General features: G+C 61.3%; 12 protein-coding genes. 6 read left to right on the top strand and 6 right to left on the bottom strand.

The features are described from left to right. Positions 1-122: 122 nt before the first annotated feature. The gene (gene cysB / locus J5M56_RS01910; RefSeq protein WP_060476784.1) at positions 123-1,097 is read left to right on the top strand and encodes an HTH-type transcriptional regulator CysB; all 975 of its coding nucleotides are present in this window, start codon (positions 123-125) and stop codon (positions 1,095-1,097) included. Positions 1,098-1,232: 135 nt separating this feature from the next. On the opposite strand, the gene J5M56_RS01905 is transcribed toward cysB, so the two are convergent. The 5 genes from J5M56_RS01905 to J5M56_RS01885 all read right to left on the bottom strand — a co-directional run bounded on the left by J5M56_RS01905 (position 1,233) and on the right by J5M56_RS01885 (position 6,578). After that, the gene (locus J5M56_RS01905) at positions 1,233-1,967 is read right to left on the bottom strand and encodes a phosphoadenylyl-sulfate reductase (protein WP_207869337.1); all 735 of its coding nucleotides are present in this window, start codon (positions 1,965-1,967) and stop codon (positions 1,233-1,235) included. A 90-nt stretch (positions 1,968-2,057) separates the two neighbouring features. Beyond that, the gene (gene pabB / locus J5M56_RS01900) at positions 2,058-3,401 is read right to left on the bottom strand and encodes an aminodeoxychorismate synthase component I (RefSeq protein WP_207869335.1); all 1,344 of its coding nucleotides are present in this window, start codon (positions 3,399-3,401) and stop codon (positions 2,058-2,060) included. A 119-nt stretch (positions 3,402-3,520) separates the two neighbouring features. Further along, positions 3,521-4,501: an alpha-L-glutamate ligase-like protein gene (locus J5M56_RS01895; RefSeq protein WP_060476787.1), complete on the bottom strand. Its 981-nt coding sequence runs from the start codon at positions 4,499-4,501 to the stop codon at positions 3,521-3,523. Then, positions 4,501-6,036, bottom strand: a complete 1,536-nt coding sequence (locus tag J5M56_RS01890; RefSeq protein WP_060476788.1) for an inactive transglutaminase family protein — start codon at positions 6,034-6,036, stop codon at positions 4,501-4,503. The genes J5M56_RS01895 and J5M56_RS01890 overlap by 1 nt, the downstream gene beginning before the upstream one ends. A 5-nt stretch (positions 6,037-6,041) precedes the next feature. After that, the gene (locus J5M56_RS01885) at positions 6,042-6,578 is read right to left on the bottom strand and encodes an ATP-dependent zinc protease (RefSeq protein ID WP_186476810.1); all 537 of its coding nucleotides are present in this window, start codon (positions 6,576-6,578) and stop codon (positions 6,042-6,044) included. A gap of 299 nt (positions 6,579-6,877) precedes the next feature. Here J5M56_RS01885 and J5M56_RS01880 point away from each other — a divergent pair, with 299 nt between their 5' ends. The 5 genes from J5M56_RS01880 (at position 6,878) to prpF (ending at position 13,536) form a co-directional block, all read left to right on the top strand. Next, positions 6,878-7,594: a GntR family transcriptional regulator gene (locus J5M56_RS01880; RefSeq protein WP_060476790.1), complete on the top strand. Its 717-nt coding sequence runs from the start codon at positions 6,878-6,880 to the stop codon at positions 7,592-7,594. Then, a complete protein-coding gene (gene prpB / locus J5M56_RS01875) occupies positions 7,591-8,481 on the top strand; it encodes a methylisocitrate lyase (RefSeq protein ID WP_060476791.1) in 891 nt (296 codons plus the stop codon). The genes J5M56_RS01880 and prpB overlap by 4 nt, the downstream gene beginning before the upstream one ends. Before the next feature lie 58 nt (positions 8,482-8,539). After that, a complete protein-coding gene (gene prpC, locus J5M56_RS01870; protein WP_060476792.1) occupies positions 8,540-9,667 on the top strand; it encodes a 2-methylcitrate synthase in 1,128 nt (375 codons plus the stop codon). A gap of 76 nt (positions 9,668-9,743) precedes the next feature. Then, positions 9,744-12,332 (top strand): Fe/S-dependent 2-methylisocitrate dehydratase AcnD, encoded by a 2,589-nt coding sequence (gene acnD, locus J5M56_RS01865; protein WP_207869639.1) that lies wholly within the window; start codon positions 9,744-9,746, stop codon positions 12,330-12,332. Between the two features lie 13 nt (positions 12,333-12,345). Further along, positions 12,346-13,536, top strand: a complete 1,191-nt coding sequence (gene prpF, locus J5M56_RS01860; RefSeq protein ID WP_186476812.1) for a 2-methylaconitate cis-trans isomerase PrpF — start codon at positions 12,346-12,348, stop codon at positions 13,534-13,536. Between the two features lie 141 nt (positions 13,537-13,677). Here the strand turns inward: prpF and acnB are convergent, their stop codons facing one another. Beyond that, positions 13,678-16,287 carry a bifunctional aconitate hydratase 2/2-methylisocitrate dehydratase gene (gene acnB, locus J5M56_RS01855; RefSeq protein ID WP_186476908.1) on the bottom strand — a complete coding sequence of 870 codons (2,610 nt, stop codon included), beginning with the start codon at positions 16,285-16,287 and terminating at the stop codon, positions 13,678-13,680. Positions 16,288-16,457 lie beyond the last annotated feature (170 nt).

Raw genomic sequence — 16,457 nt, 5'->3', positions numbered from 1 at the left:
GGTCGGATGATTCCGTGGCGCGTGTAACAAAATAGTTCTAGTTTTATTTCGATAACCACTAATATAGTTATATCTCGTCACTGCTCGCTGCTGCTGACCTACCGCCGATTCGAGGGAAACCTATGAAGCTTCAACAACTGCGCTACATCTGGGAAGTGGCGCATCACGACCTCAACGTCTCCGCGACGGCGCAAAGCCTCTACACTTCGCAGCCGGGCATCAGCAAGCAAATCCGCCTACTCGAGGATGAGCTGGGCGTAGAAGTCTTCGCGCGCAGCGGCAAGCACCTGACCCGCGTTACTCCGGCCGGTGAGCGCATCATCAATACCGCTGGCGAGATCCTGCGCAAGGTCGAGAGCATCAAGCAGATCGCCCAGGAATTCTCCAACGAGAAGAAGGGCACGCTGTCCATCGCTACCACCCATACTCAGGCCCGCTACGCGCTGCCGCCTATCATTAGCAACTTCATCAAGCAGTACCCGGAGGTGGCCCTGCACATGCATCAGGGCTCCCCCATGCAAATTGCGGAAATGGCAGCTGACGGCACTGTCGATTTCGCCATCGCGACCGAAGCGCTGGAGCTGTTCGGCGACTTGATCATGATGCCATGTTACAAGTGGAACCGTTGCGTGGTGGTACCCCAGGGCCATCCGCTCACCAAGCTGCCCAAGTTGACGCTGGAAGCGGTCGCAGAGTACCCGATCGTGACTTACGTGTTCGGCTTTACCGGCCGCTCGAAGCTCGATGAAGCCTTCAATCATCGCGGCCTGACGCCCAAAGTGGTGTTCACCGCCGCCGACGCCGACGTGATCAAGACCTATGTGCGCTTGGGGCTGGGTGTGGGCATCGTTGCGAAAATGGCAGTGGATACCAAGCTGGACAACGATCTGGTTGCGCTGGACGCCAGCGAGCTGTTCGAGGCCAGCATCACTAAGATCGGCTTCCGTCGTGGCACCTTCCTGCGCGGCTTCATGTGCGACTTCATCGAGAAGTTCGCTCCGCACCTGACCCGCGAAGTGATGGCCAAGGCCATTCAGTGCCACAACAAGCAGGAGCTCGAAGAGCTATTCGATGGCGTCGAGTTGCCCGTGCACTGATTGGAGGCTCTCAGCGCAGCTGATCTTGATTGCGTGTGGGCGGTTTTAGGCGCGAAGAAGCCAGCGCAAGGCCATGAGGCAGTTGCTCCCGCGGTGGCTTCTCAGGCTTCAAGCGAGCCCGCTGGCCTTTGCCGTCTATGCCTTGCTGATCAAATTGCCTGCGTGCAGCCCACACTCTTTTTGAGTTGACTCTTCCCACCACCAGCGGCCTTCGCGTTCGTGCTGGTTTGGCAGAACCGCGCGCGTGCAAGGCTCGCAGCCGATGCTGATGAACCCACGTTCGTGCAGGCTGTTGTAGGGCAGCTCCAGCATGCGGATGTAGCCCCATACCTCTTCACTGGTCATCTGCGCCAGAGGGTTGAATTTGTACAGGGTGCGCTCGGGCGTGGAGAAGGCGCTGTCGACTTCCAGAGCAGCCACCTGGCTACGGGTGCCTGGGCTCTGATCGCGGCGCTGGCCGGTGGCCCAGGCGCTGACGGTCGCGAGCTTGCGCCGCAAGGGTTCGATCTTGCGGATACCACAGCACTCGCCGTGGCCGTCCTTGTAGAAGCTGAACAGACCTTTTTCTTTCACGAACGGATCGAGCTTGGCGCGATCCGGGCTCAGGATTTCGATCGGTAGGTTGTAATGCTCGCGCACTTGGTCGATGAAGCGGTAGGTTTCAGGGTGCAGGCGGCCCGTGTCCAGGCTGAAGACCTTGACTTGTTTGTTCAGCTTCCAGGCCATGTCGACCAGCACCACATCCTCGGCGCCGCTGAAGGAAATCCATAGGTCATCACCAAAGTGCTCGAAAGCGAGCTTGAGGATGTCTTGCGGGGACTTGTTGGCATAGGTCGCGGCCAGGGCGGCGACGTCGAAAGGTTGGCTCATCAGGCGGTTTCCATCTTGGCTGTGGCGCTGTGCGCTCGTAGTGGGGTGATGGTAACAAAAAATGACGTGCCAGACGCCTGGCCCTTGGCCTCAGAGGCTTTGTAGCGTCTGCATCAGTACCCGCACCTTAGCGATAGACTCTTCGTATTCGGCCTGCCAGTCGGAATCGGCCACCACCGCGCCGCCGCCCCAGCAACTGGCCTGGCCATCCTTGATCAGCAGGCTACGGATGGCGATGGAGCTGTCCATCTCACCCCGTACGTCCACATACAGCAACGAGCCACAGTACAGCGCACGGCGGGTGGGCTCCAGCTCGTCGATGATCTGCATGGCGCGGATCTTCGGTGCGCCGGTTATCGAGCCGCCGGGGAAGCTGTCGCCAATCAGGTCCAGGGCGTCTTTGTCGCAGGCCAGCTGGCCAGTGATGCTGCTGACCAAGTGGTGCACGTTGGGGTAGCTTTCCAGGCTGAACAGCTCTGGCACCTTTACTGAGCCGATCTCGCAGGTACGCCCCAAATCGTTGCGCAACAGGTCGACGATCATCAGGTTCTCTGAGCGGTCTTTTGGGCTTTGGCGCAGCTCCTGGGCATTGCGTGCGTCCTCGGCGGGGTCGGCCGAGCGGGGCCGTGTGCCCTTGATGGGGCGGGTTTCCACCTGGCGTTGGCTGACGCGGATGAAACGCTCGGGTGAAAAACTCAGCAGGGCGCTGCCGTCAGCCAGTTGCTGATAGCCGGAAAATGGTGTCGGGCAAGCCTTGCGCAGCGCCTGATAAGCGCGCCAGGGGTCGCCTTGGCAGGGGGCGCGAAAACGTTGGGTGAGGTTGATCTGGTAGCAGTCGCCGGCCTGTATGTAGCGTTGCACCTGGTCGAAGGCCGCCTTGTATTGGGCAGGTTGCAGGTCGCCTTGCATGGCGGCGAGCAAGCGGAAGTCACCGCCAGGCGCCGGAGCTGCAGCTTCGAACAGGCAGATCAGCCGTTCCCGTTCAGCTTTGGCCAGGCTTGGGTGGAACACCAGTTGACTGGTGCCCATCTGGTGATCGCTGACCATGGCCCAGGCGTACAGGCCCAGTTGCGCGTCGGGCAGCTCAAGGTCGTCGGCCGCGAGGCTGGGCAGGTGCTCCAGCCGGCGACCGAAGTCATAGCTCAGGTAGCCGATCAAGCCGCCTGCGAAGGGTAGCTCGAGGCCTTCGGGCAACGTAGCATCGCCTAGCTGGGCAAGGCTGTTGCGCAAACGCTCGAGAAACTCGCGGCCATGCTCGCTGGGTTGAGCTTGCAGCTGCTGTACGGGCCAGGCGCTTAGCAGGTCGAAACGGCCACGCTCGGCACCGGGGCGCGCACTGTCAAGCAGTACCGCGCCGGGGGCCTCGCGCAAGGGGGCGAAGTAGGCGGCCGGGTCGGGCTGGTAGGGTAGGGGGTGAAGCGTACAGGTCGGCATCAGTGTGGGCGGCGATGACAAAAGCGAGGCGGCGATTGTAGACCTGTGTAGGGAACGCGCCTAGCTTTGGGGCGACATAAAACAGCCTGTTTGAGCAAGGGCCGCTTTGCGGCCCCGACTTACCGCGGATGCACGTGCCCGAACAGGTTCTGCGCCACCCGCACCCGCTCATCGGGCGTCTCGACGATACCGTCTTTGGCCAGTGCTTCGATGTGCGCTTCGATCGCATGGGTGCGTTGAGTCAGGCCAGTGTCGTTGGCGATTTGTATGTTCAGGCCAGGGCGTGCGTTGAGCTCGAGAATCAGCGGCCCTTTGTCTTGGTCCAAAACCATGTCCACACCGATATAGCCCAACCCGCACAGTTCATAGCAGCCAGCGGCCAGTTTCATGAACCCATCCCAGTTCGGCAGTTGTACGCCGTCCACCGCGTTGGTGGTGTCCGGGTGCTTGCTGATGATGTTGTTCAGCCAGGTGCCTCGCAGGGTCACGCCAGTGGCCAGGTCCACGCCGACGCCGATGGCGCCCTGATGCAGGTTGGCCTTACCGCCGGACTGGCGCGTGGGTAGCCGCAGCATGGCCATGACCGGGTAACCCATCAGCACGATAATGCGGATGTCCGGCACGCCTTCGTAGCTGATGCTCTTGAAGATCTGGTCGGGCGTTACCCGGTACTCGATCAGCGCGCGGTCACGATGGCCGCCCAGCGAGTAAAGGCCGGTGAGGATGCTCGATACCTGGTGTTCGATTTCTTCATGGCTGATGATCCTGCCCGAGACGGTGCGGTAGCGGTCCTCGAAGCGGTCGGCAATCACCAGAATGCCGTCGCCGCCAGCACCTTGCGCCGGCTTGATGACGAAATCGCTGCGCCCACCAATGATCTCGTGAAGCTTGTCGATCTGCTTCTCGGTTTCGATGATGCCGTACATTTCCGGCACGTGGATGCCGGCAGCCAGGGCCCGCTCCTTGGTGATGATCTTGTCGTCGACAATCGGGTAGAGGCTGCGCTTGTTGTACTTCAGTACATAGTCCGCGTTACGCCGGTTGATACCCATGATGCCCCGGGCCTCCAGGGCTTTCCATGTCTTGATCAAGCCAAACATCAGTGGTCAGCCTTGTTCAGGAATGCCTTGAAACGCACGAGCTCGGTCAGGCGGTAGCCGCGGTAGCGACCCATCGCCAGCATGAAGCCCACCAGAATCAGCAGCACAGCGGGGAAGGTGAAGACGAAGTACACCAGCTCCGGCACCATCATCAGCAGGTGTGCCAGGGACGCTGCAAACAGGGTGCCGATCGCCACTTTCATGGCATGGCCAGCGCCGCGTTCTTCCCAGGTGATCGACAGGCGTTCGATGGTCATGGTCAAAATCACCATCGGGAACAGCGCCACCGACAGGCCGCGCTCAAGGCCCAGCTTATGGCTGAACAGGCTGATGGCAGCGATCAGTACCACCACGAACGTCAGTACCACCGAAAGGCGCGGTAGCATCTGCAGCTTCAGGTGTTCCAGGTAAGAGCGCAGCGACAAGCCCAGCGCCGTGATGACCGTGAACAGCACGATGCCGAAGCCCAGCTGGGTTTCGCGGAAGGCCAGCGCGATCAGCACCGGCGTGAAGGTCCCCAGGGTCTGGATGCCGATCAGGTTGCGCAAGATCAGAATGACCAGTACGCCAATCGGGATCATCACCATGATCATGAAGGTTTGCTGAGTCTGCAGCGGTAGGCCGTACAGAGAGTATTCCAGGAAGTCCGCGTCGGTGTTCTCGTCGGTCAGCTTGGCCAGGCGGATGGCATTCATCTCGCTGTTGTTCATGGTGAAGGTGACGTTGGCTTTCTTGCCGCCATCGACGGTGATCAGGTTGTCGTCACCGGTCCACCACAGCAGGCGGTCGGACGGCAGGCCCTGCTCGCCGGTATCCGGGTTGAAGTACAGCCAGTCGTTACCATTGAAGCTGCGCAGCCACAGCTCAGGCGTTTGCGGTGTATCGGCGATCAGGCGGATGGTGTGGACTTTTTCCATCGGCACATGGGCGATCGACAGCAGTAAGTCGATGACCTGGGCCTTTTTCATCGGCGAGGTGTCGCCGCCAAGTAGCAGCTTGACGTTGTCGTCGTTGAGGTTGTTGACACGCTTGATGGTTTCGCTGACGAAGGTTTCGACGTCGGCCGAATGCTGGCGGATCGGGGCCATCAAGGCTTCGGCGGCGATCTTTTCCGGGCCATCGATGGCCAGGCTGTCGCGGAAAGTAGGCCCTTTGATGGTGGCTTTTTCGCTGCTGTAGCGCTTGGTCAGCACCAAGCGGTAGTACAGCGTCTGATTGCCACTGACACGCCGCGCCGACCAAGTCACCTTGCGGTTGCCGTCGACGCGATTGATGCTCACGCCGTAGTTGTTGGAGATGAAGCTCTCATTGAGGCTGACATAGTCACGGTTCAAAGGCGGTACGAACATCTGGATCTTGACCGGGTCTTTGGCGCTGGCGACGAACTCAACCTTGGCGTCGATGTTCCACAAGTCGTCAGTTTCGTCTTCGGTCACTGGAATGCCGAGCACGAATATCTGATAGGCCGTGACCGCAACGCCGAGCAACACCAGTACGGTGATCAGGACTTTCAGATGGAGGGTAAGAGAGCGCATCGGAATTACTCTGCTTTGGGAGCGTCTTTGGCACAGGCAGGTTTGCCGGCCGCGTATTTAAGGCTTGGGTCGACCAGGGCGTCGAAGTGCTTGAGCGCCTCGGAGCCGATCAGCAGCGGGAACTGGAAAGCGCTACGGTCGGTGAGGTTGACTTCGATGGTGCGCCGGGCCTGGCCCATGCAAATTTCAAGTTCGATCACTGGGCGAGCCGTGTACGCCTTGCCGGATTCTGCATCATAGTCGCCGGCCCGGCGTTTGATCTTGCTGACACGCGCCAAGGGGCGCTCGATGGGATGCGAGTGGGCGGCATCGATGGCCAGATAGAAGCGTACCCAGCTCTCACCATTGCGCTTGAAGCGCTTGATGTCGCGGGCGCTGAGCGACGCGGTCTTGGCTCCGGTGTCGAGCTTGGCGGCTACTTCCAAGTCCAGATCGCCGAGCCGTGCGTATTCGTTCAAACCATAAACGGTTTTGCCCGCGGCCTGGCCATAGGCCGGCAGCAAGGTGAGGCATAACAACAATAATACGGGTGTGAGTCTCATAATCCTGGCGCGGTGTTGAGCTGTGCAGAGTTCGGGGCAGAGGGGACTGGCGACGGCTGCGCAAGCTTCCTCGTTCATCTGTCAACAACATGAATTGATGACAAGCGCACTATCCATGCTCCATTGAAGGCGCGGCATTCTACCATGCCGGCGTCTTGACGCCAGCGTGCCGCGATCTGACAACGCTATGGATGGGTAAGTTCTGCATTAGACGATTGTCGACAATATTCTTTTGTGCTTTGACTCTCCGCCACTAATTCGCTAGTTTCTGCTCAGGCGATTCGAAAGGTGTCGACAATATGCTGGACCTATCCACCCCTATTCCGGCTGACTCGGACGAAACGGAAACCTTGTCGGAGAACGTCTTTCGGCGCATCCAGGCGGCTATTGTCAAAGGCGACATCGCCCCTGGCAGTAAAATTTCCGAACCTGAGCTGGCCCGTACCTATGGCATCAGCCGCGGCCCGCTGCGTGAAGCGATACACCGTCTGGAGGGCCAGCGCCTGCTGGTGCGTGTACCCCATGTGGGCGCGCGGGTAGTGTCGCTAAGCCACGCCGAGCTGATCGAGCTGTACGAAATCCGCGAGTCCCTCGAGGGCATGGCTTGCCGCCTGGCGGCCGAGCGCATGAGCCAGGCTGACATCGACGAGCTACGCCGGGTGCTCGATACCCACGAGCGCGATGCTGCCTTTCAGGCTGGGCTAGGCTATTACCAGCAAGAAGGCGACTACGACTTCCACTACCGGATCATTCACGGCAGTGGCAACCAGACGTTGGTAAAGATGCTCTGCGGTGAGTTGTACCAACTGGTGCGCATGTACCGCATCCAGTTTTCCGCCACGCCCAACCGCCCCCACCAGGCTTTTGCCGAACATCACCGCATCCTCGATGCCATCGAAGGCCGCGACGGCGAGCTGGCCGAACTCCTGATGCGCCGCCACATCGGTGCGTCCAAGCGCAATATCGAGCGTCACTACCTGGACGCCAACGACAATAGCCCACGAGGTGAGAAATGACTGTGAAGAGCACCCCCGGTCAGCGTTTTCGCGACGCCGTTGCCGCCGAGCACCCCCTGCAGGTGGTCGGTGCAATCAATGCCAACCATGCGTTGCTGGCCAAACGTGCCGGTTTCAAGGCCATCTATCTGTCCGGAGGCGGGGTTGCCGCAGGCTCGCTCGGCCTACCAGACTTGGGTATCAGTGGGCTGGATGACGTGCTGACCGATGTACGCCGTATCACCGACGTGTGCGATCTGCCCTTGCTGGTGGATGTCGACACCGGTTTCGGCGCTTCGGCCTTCAACGTTGCCCGCACCGTTCGGTCGATGTGCAAGTTCGGCGCGGCGGCCATTCATATCGAAGACCAGGTTGGCGCCAAGCGTTGCGGTCACCGGCCGAACAAGGAAATCGTCTCACAGCAGGAGATGGTCGACCGTATCAAGGCGGCGGTGGATGCGCGAAGCGACGACAGCTTTGTGATCATGGCGCGAACCGATGCCTTGGCAGTGGAAGGCCTGAACGCTGCGTTGGACCGCGCCGCTGCTTGCGTCGAAGCCGGGGCCGATATGATCTTCCCAGAGGCCATCACTGAGCTTTCGATGTACAAGACGTTCGCCGACCGAGTGAAGGCGCCGATTCTGGCCAACATCACCGAATTTGGCGCTACACCGCTTTACACCACCGAGGAACTGGCCTCGGTCGATGTATCGCTGGTGCTCTACCCGCTGTCGGCATTCCGCGCCATGAACAAGGCCGCCGAAAACGTTTACACCGCGCTGCGCCGCGATGGCACCCAGAAGAACGTGATCGACACCATGCAAACCCGCATGGAGCTCTACGATGCCATCGGTTATCACGCCTTCGAACAGAGCCTCGATGCGTTGTTCGCCCAGAAAAAGGGCTGAGCAGCACCTGCCCAATCAGCCAAGATTTCCATAACAAATTCAAGAAAGGAGAAACACCATGGCCGAAGCAAAAGTACTCAGTGGTGCTGGCCTGCGTGGTCAGGTGGCCGGTCAGACCGCCTTGTCGACCGTGGGTCAGGCCGGTGCCGGCCTGACCTACCGTGGCTATGACGTGCGTGACCTGGCCGCCACTGCCGAGTTCGAGGAAGTCGCCTACCTGCTGCTGTACGGCGAACTGCCGAGCCAGGCGGAACTTGCCGACTACAAGCACAAGCTCAAGGGCCTGCGTGACCTGCCGCAAGCGCTCAAGGAAGTGCTGGAGCGCATCCCGCGTGATGCACACCCGATGGATGTGATGCGCACCGGTTGCTCGATGCTGGGCACCTTGGAGCCCGAACTGACCTTCGAAGCTCAGCGCGAGAAGACCGACCGCCTGCTGGCTGTGTTCCCTGCGGTGATGTGCTACTGGTATCGCTTCAGCCATCACGGCGTGCGTATCGATTGCAACAGCGATGAAGACACGCTGGGTGGCCATTTCCTGCACCTGCTGCACGGCAAGCAACCGAGCGAGCTGCACGTCAAGGTCATGAACGTTTCGCTGATTCTGTACGCCGAGCACGAGTTCAACGCCTCCACCTTCACCGCCCGTGTATGTGCCTCGACCTTGTCCGATCTCTACTCCTGCATCACCGCCGCCATCGGCGCTTTGCGCGGCCCGCTGCACGGGGGCGCCAACGAAGCGGCAATGGAGCTGATCGAGCGCTTCCAGAGCCCGCAAGAGGCAACGGCTGAACTGCTGCGCATGCTGGAGCGCAAGGACAAGATCATGGGCTTCGGTCATGCGATCTACAAAGAATCCGACCCGCGTAATGAGGTGATCAAGGGCTGGGCGAAACAGCTGGCCGACGAAGTGGGTGACAAGGTGCTCTACCCGGTATCCGAGGCCATCGACAAGACCATGTGGGAGCAGAAGCGCCTGTTCCCCAATGCCGACTTCTACCATGCTTCGGCGTACCACTTCATGGGCATTCCAACGAAGCTGTTCACCCCGATCTTCGTCTGCTCGCGTTTGACGGGTTGGGCCGCTCATGTGTTCGAGCAGCGCGCCAACAACCGCATCATTCGCCCAAGCGCCGAGTACGTCGGCGTCGAGCAGCGCCAGTTCGTGCCGATCGAACAGCGCTGAAATAGACAAAGAGAGCCGACCCGTTTCCCCAGTGGAGGCGGGCGAGCCTTGCGAACCCTGTGACCGAGCCCGAATGATGAACACTGCATACCGCAAGAACCTGCCAGGCACAGCCCTGGACTACTTCGATGCCCGCGCTGCCGTCGAGGCCATCAAGCCCGGTGCTTACGACAGCCTGCCCTACACCTCCCGCGTACTTGCCGAAAACCTGGTGCGTCGCTGCGACCCGGCCACCCTCGATGCCTCCTTGGGCCAACTGATCGAGCGCAAGCGCGATCTGGACTTCCCTTGGTTCCCAGCCCGGGTGGTGTGCCATGACATCCTTGGCCAGACTGCCTTGGTCGACCTCGCGGGCCTGCGCGATGCCATCGCCGATAGAGGCGGTGACCCGGCCAAGGTCAACCCGGTAGTACCGGTGCAATTGATCGTCGACCACTCCTTGGCGGTCGAGTGCGGCGGGTATGTTCCAGAAGCGTTCGAAAAGAACCGCGCCATTGAAGACCGGCGCAACGAAGACCGCTTCCATTTCATCAACTGGACCAAGAAAGCCTTCAAGAACGTCGACGTGATCCAGCCCGGTAACGGCATCATGCACCAGATCAACCTGGAGAAGATGTCGCCGGTGATCCACAGTGAAGGGGGCGTTGCCTACCCCGATACCTGTGTCGGCACCGACAGCCACACTCCGCATGTCGATGCCTTGGGGGTAATCGCCATCGGTGTGGGCGGCCTGGAAGCGGAAAACGTCATGCTCGGCCGTGCCTCGTGGATGCGCCTGCCGGAAATCGTTGGCGTCGAGCTGACCGGCAGGCTGGCGCCTAGCATCACGGCCACTGACCTGGTGCTGGCTTTGACCGAATTCCTGCGTAAACAGAAAGTCGTCGGTGCTTACCTAGAATTCCATGGCGAGGGTGCGCGAGCCCTGACCTTGGGCGACCGCGCCACCATCTCCAACATGGCACCTGAGTACGGCGCTACGGCCGCGATGTTCGCCATCGATCAGCAAACCATCGACTACCTCAAGCTGACCGGTCGCGATGACCAGCAGGTACAGTTGGTGGAAACCTACGCCAAGGTCGCCGGCCTATGGGTTGACAGCCTGACCTGCGCGCAGTACGAACGCACGTTGAGCTTCGACCTGTCGAGCGTGGTCCGCAACATGGCCGGCCCGTCCAACCCCCATGCTCGTGTTGCTACTAGTGACCTGGCGGCCAAAGGCATCGCGGGTGCCTGGGAGCAAGTGCCTGGGCAAATGCCAGACGGCGCAGTGATCATCGCCGCCATTACCAGTTGCACCAACACCAGCAACCCGCGCAACGTGATTGCCGCAGGCCTGCTGGCGCGAAACGCCAACAGGCTCGGGCTCACTCGCAAGCCTTGGGTCAAATCGTCCCTGGCCCCGGGCTCCAAGGCCGTGCAGCTGTATCTGGAGGAGGCGGGGTTGGAGCGCGAGCTGGAGCAGCTAGGGTTTGGGATCGTCGCCTTTGCCTGCACCACCTGCAACGGGATGTCCGGGGCGCTGGACCCGCTGATCCAGCAGGAGATCATCGACCGCGACCTGTACGCCACTGCTGTGCTGTCGGGTAACCGCAACTTCGATGGGCGTATCCACCCGTATGCCAAGCAGGCGTTCCTGGCTTCGCCCCCTCTGGTAGTGGCCTACGCGATTGCCGGCACCATTCGCTTCGACATCGAAAAGGATGTGTTGGGGGTGGTCGACGGCAAGCCAATCCGCCTCAAGGATATATGGCCCAGCGACGAAGAAATCGACGCCGTTGTGCGCGCGGCGGTCAAGCCCGAGCAATTTCGCAAGGTCTACATTCCGATGTTCGCCATCGAGGAGGACCGCGGGCCGAAAGTGGCCCCGCTTTACCAGTGGCGCCCTATGAGCACCTACATCCGTCGCCCGCCCTATTGGGAAGGTGCGCTGGCCGGTGAGCGCACCCTGCGCGGCATGCGCCCCCTGGCGGTACTGCCGGACAACATCACCACCGATCACCTGTCGCCATCCAACGCCATTCTGCTCGACAGCGCCGCGGGTGAATACCTGGCGAAGATGGGCTTGCCAGAGGAAGACTTCAACTCCTACGCCACGCATCGTGGCGACCATCTGACCGCCCAGCGGGCAACCTTCGCCAACCCCAAGCTGTTCAATGAGATGGTGCGCAACGACGACGGCAGCGTCAGGCAAGGTTCACTGGCGCGCATCGAGCCGGAAGGCAAGGTGACGCGTATGTGGGAGGCCATCGAAACCTACATGCAGCGCAAGCAGCCGTTGATCATCGTCGCCGGCGGCGATTATGGCCAAGGTTCGTCCCGTGACTGGGCGGCCAAGGGCGTGCGCCTGGCCGGTGTCGAAGCCATCGTCGCCGAGGGCTTCGAACGCATTCACCGTACCAACCTGGTGGGCATGGGCGTATTGCCGCTGGAATTCCAACCGGGCACCGACCGTAAGACCCTTGGATTAGATGGTAGTGAAACCTACGACGTGCTCGGCCAGCGCACGCCGCGGGCGACGCTGACCCTGGTGGTGACGCGGCGTGATGGTGAGCGGGTCGAGGTGCCGGTGACCTGCCGCCTGGACACCGCTGAGGAAGTGTCGATCTACGAAGCCGGCGGGGTGCTTCAGCGCTTTGCCCAGGACTTCCTCGAAGCGACCGCTTGAACAGGACATGAATATGGCACATCCAGCGCAAGTGAAGATTCCTGCTACTTACATTCGTGGCGGTACCAGCAAGGGCGTATTCTTCCGTCTGCAAGACCTTCCTGAGGTGGCTCAGGTCCCAGGCCCGGCCCGCGACGCGCTGCTGTTGCGGGTGATCGGCAGCCCCGACCCTTATGCCAAGCAGATCGATGGCATGGGCGGCGCCACCTCCAGTACCAGCAAGACGGTGATCCTGTCCAAGAGCATCAAGCCTGGCCATGACGTCGACTATCTGTTCGGCCAGGTCGCTATCGACAAGGCCTTTGTCGACTGGAGCGGCAACTGTGGCAACCTCTCGGCGGCGGTGGGCTCGTTCGCCATCAGCAATGGGCTGGTCGACCCTGCGTGTGTTCCGCGCAATGGTCTGGCCACTGTGCGTATCTGGCAGGCCAACATCGGCAAGACCATCATCGCCCATGTGCCGATCACCGAAGGCCAAGTGCAGGAAACCGGTGATTTCGAGCTCGACGGGGTGACCTTTCCGGCGGCCGAAGTGCAGCTCGAGTTTCTTGACCCGGCCGCCGACGAGGAGGGTGACGCTGGTGCGATGTTTCCTACCGGCAACCTTGTGGACGATCTGGAGGTGCCCGGCGTCGGTACCTTCAAGGCAACCCTGATCAATGCCGGTATCCCAACCGTGTTCGTCAATGCCGCCGACATCGGTTACACCGGTACGGAATTGCAGGATGCGATCAACGGCGACCCTCAAGCGCTGCAGCGTTTCGAGACCATCCGCGCTTATGGCGCAGTGCGCATGGGCCTGATCGAGCACATTGACCAGGCAGCGGGGCGGCAGCACACCCCGAAGGTGGCCTTCGTCGCGCCCCCTGCCGCCTACATAGCCTCCAGTGGCAAGGCGGTTGAGGCCGGTGACATCGACTTGCTAGTGCGGGCGTTGTCCATGGGTAAGCTGCACCACGCGATGATGGGCACCGCAGCGGTTGCCATCGGTACTGCCGCCGCCATTCCAGGTACGCTGGTCAACCTCGCTGCAGGCGGCGGCGAGCGCAGCGCCGTGCGTTTCGGCCACCCGTCCGGCACCTTGCGGGTGGGGGCCCAAGCGCGCCAGGTAGATGGCCAGTGGACGGTGACCAAGGCGATCATGAGCCGCAGTGCTCGGGTGTTGATGGAGGGCTGGGTTCGCGTGCCTGGCGATAGCTTCTAAGGGATCGCGGGTAAGCCGCGACCTGCCCTTGCCAAGCGTCAGCAATGCTGGTGCTTACGCGGGTGACCCGCGAAACGGGCAGGCTAAACGAAAAAACCCCGGCATTGCGCCGGGGTTTTCTTTTACAGCGTATTGCTCAGCTTATGCCTGGACCACCGGGATCTTGGCGTTGGCTGCTGCTTCGCGGAACTCGGCGATCTGGTCGAAGCTCAGGTAGCGGTACACGTCGGCAGCCATGCTGTCGATGTCTTTGGCGTACTGCATGTACTCTTCGACGGTAGGCAGTTTGCCGATGATCGAGGCGACCGCCGCCAGCTCGGCCGAGGCCAGGTACACGTTGGTAGCGTCACCCAGACGGTTCGGGAAGTTACGGGTCGAGGTGGATACCACGGTCGAACCGGTCTGCACACGTGCCTGGTTACCCATGCACAGCGAGCAGCCTGGCATTTCCATGCGCGCACCGGCCTTGCCGTAGATACCGTAGTAGCCTTCTTCGGTCAGCTGGTGAGCGTCCATCTTGGTTGGCGGGGCCAGCCACAGACGAGTGGGGATACCGCCCTTGACCTTCTCCAGCAGCTTGCCGGCAGCGCGGAAGTGGCCGATGTTGGTCATGCACGAGCCGATGAACACTTCGTCGATCTTCTCGCCCTGTACCGAAGACAGCAGACGGGCATCGTCCGGGTCGTTCGGCGCGCAGAGCACAGGCTCCTTGACGTCGGCCAGGTCGATTTCGATGATCTCGGCGTATTCGGCATCGGCATCTGCCGACAGCAGCTCTGGCTTGGCCAGCCAGGCTTCCATGGCCTGAGCGCGACGCTCAAGGGTGCGGGCATCGCCGTAGCCTTCGCCGATCATCCAGCGCAGCAGGGTGATGTTCGACTGCAGGTACTCGGCGATGGCCTTCTCTGGCAGTTTGATGGTGCAGCCGGCAGCGGAGCGCTCAGCCGAAGCGTCGGACAGCTCGAAGGCTTGTTCGACGGTCAGTTCGTCCAGGCCTTCGATTTCCAGGATGCGGCCGGAGAAGGCGTTTTTCTTGCCTTTCTTCTCGACGGTCAGCAGGCCCTGCTGGATGGCGTAGTAAGGGATGGCGTGAACCAGGTCACGCAGGGTGATGCCTGGCTGCAGTTTGCCCTTGAAGCGCACCAGGATCGACTCTGGCATGTCCAGTGGCATGACCCCGGTGGCGGCGGCGAACGCCACCAGGCCGGAACCTGCCGGGAACGAGATGCCGATCGGGAAGCGGGTGTGCGAGTCGCCACCGGTACCCACGGTGTCAGGCATCAGCATGCGGTTCAGCCAGCTGTGAATGATGCCGTCACCTGGGCGCAGCGACACGCCGCCACGGGTGCGGATGAAGTCTGGCAGGGTGTGGTGGGTGGTGACGTCGATCGGCTTCGGATACGCCGCGGTGTGGCAGAACGACTGCATCACCAGGTCAGCGGAGAAGCCCAGGCACGCCAGGTCTTTGAGCTCGTCGCGGGTCATCGGGCCAGTGGTGTCCTGGGAGCCGACAGTGGTCATCTTCGGTTCGCAATAGGCACCTGGTCGCACGCCCTGGCCTTCTGGCAGGCCGCAGGCACGACCGACCATCTTCTGTGCCAGGGTGAAGCCCTTGCCGGTATCGGCAGGCTGTTCTGGCTTCTTGAACAGGTCCGACGGGCCTTGGCCCAGTTCTGCACGGGCTTTCTCGGTGAGGCCACGGCCGACGATCAGCGGAATACGGCCACCAGCGCGGACTTCATCCAGCAGCACTTCGGTTTTGAGCGTGAACTCGGTGACCAGCTCATCGCTGCCGTGGCGGCGCACTTCGCCTTTGTAAGGGTAAACGTCGATGACGTCGCCCATGGCCAGGTTGGTGCAGTCGAACTCGATCGGCAGGGCGCCTGCGTCTTCCATGGTGTTGTAGAAGATCGGGGCGATCTTGGTGCCGAAGCAGAAGCCACCGGCGCGCTTGTTCGGCACGTACGGGATGTCGTCGCCGAAGAACCACAGCACCGAGTTGGTGGCGGACTTACGCGAAGAGCCGGTACCGACCACGTCACCCACATAGGCAACCGGGAAGCCTTTGGCTTTCACGGCTTCGATCTGGGCCAGCGGGCCCACGGAGCCTGGCTGGGAAGGCTCGATGCCGTCACGGGCCATTTTCAGCATGGCCAGAGCGTGCAGTGGGATGTCAGGGCGCGACCAGGCGTCCGGGGCAGGGGACAGGTCGTCGGTATTGGTTTCGCCAGGTACCTTGAACACGGTCAGGGTGTATTTGTCGGCGATGGCCGGGCGCGAGGTGAACCACTCGCCGGCAGCCCAGGATTCCAGCACGGCCTTGGCGTGAGTGTTGCCGGCCTTGGCCTTTTCGGCCACATCGTGGAAGGCGTCGAACATCAGCAGGGTGTGCTTGAGCTGTTCGGCCGCGACGGCGCCCAGTTCGGCGTCGTCCAGCAGCGCGACCAGCGTTTCGATGTTGTAGCCGCCCTGCATGGTACCCAGCAGTTCAGTGGCGTGCTTGCGGTCGATCAGCGGCGACTTGGCTTCACCCTTGGCGACGGCAGAGAGGAATGCAGCCTTGACGTAGGCAGCTTCGTCCACCCCTGGTGGAACGCGGTTGGTGATCAGGTCTACGAGGAAGGCTTCTTCGCCGGCCGGCGGGTTCTTCAGCAGCTCGACCAGGCCTGCAGTTTGTTCGGCGTTCAGCGGCTGGGGCACGATACCCAGGGCGGCACGCTCTTCGATGTGTTTGCGGTAGGCTTCAAGCACAGTTATTACCCTCATCAGTGGTCCCTAAAGGGAGTCCGGGACGCTCATCCAGCATTCGATGCACCCATGCGCTGCCACGGCCTTTTGGGCCGCCCAACCAGGGTCGCAAAGAATCCTTACAGAAGCTGCTTTCAAAGTTTTACGCCTGCAGAACGGGAGCTGATGAGGGC

The organism is Pseudomonas sp. 51_B, from assembly GCF_017491595.1.
GTDB classification, from domain to species: Bacteria; Pseudomonadota; Gammaproteobacteria; order Pseudomonadales; family Pseudomonadaceae; genus Aquipseudomonas; species Aquipseudomonas promysalinigenes.
The sequence above is the reverse complement of the archived record's forward strand: the minus strand, read 5'-3'. Positions and strand labels throughout refer to the sequence as shown.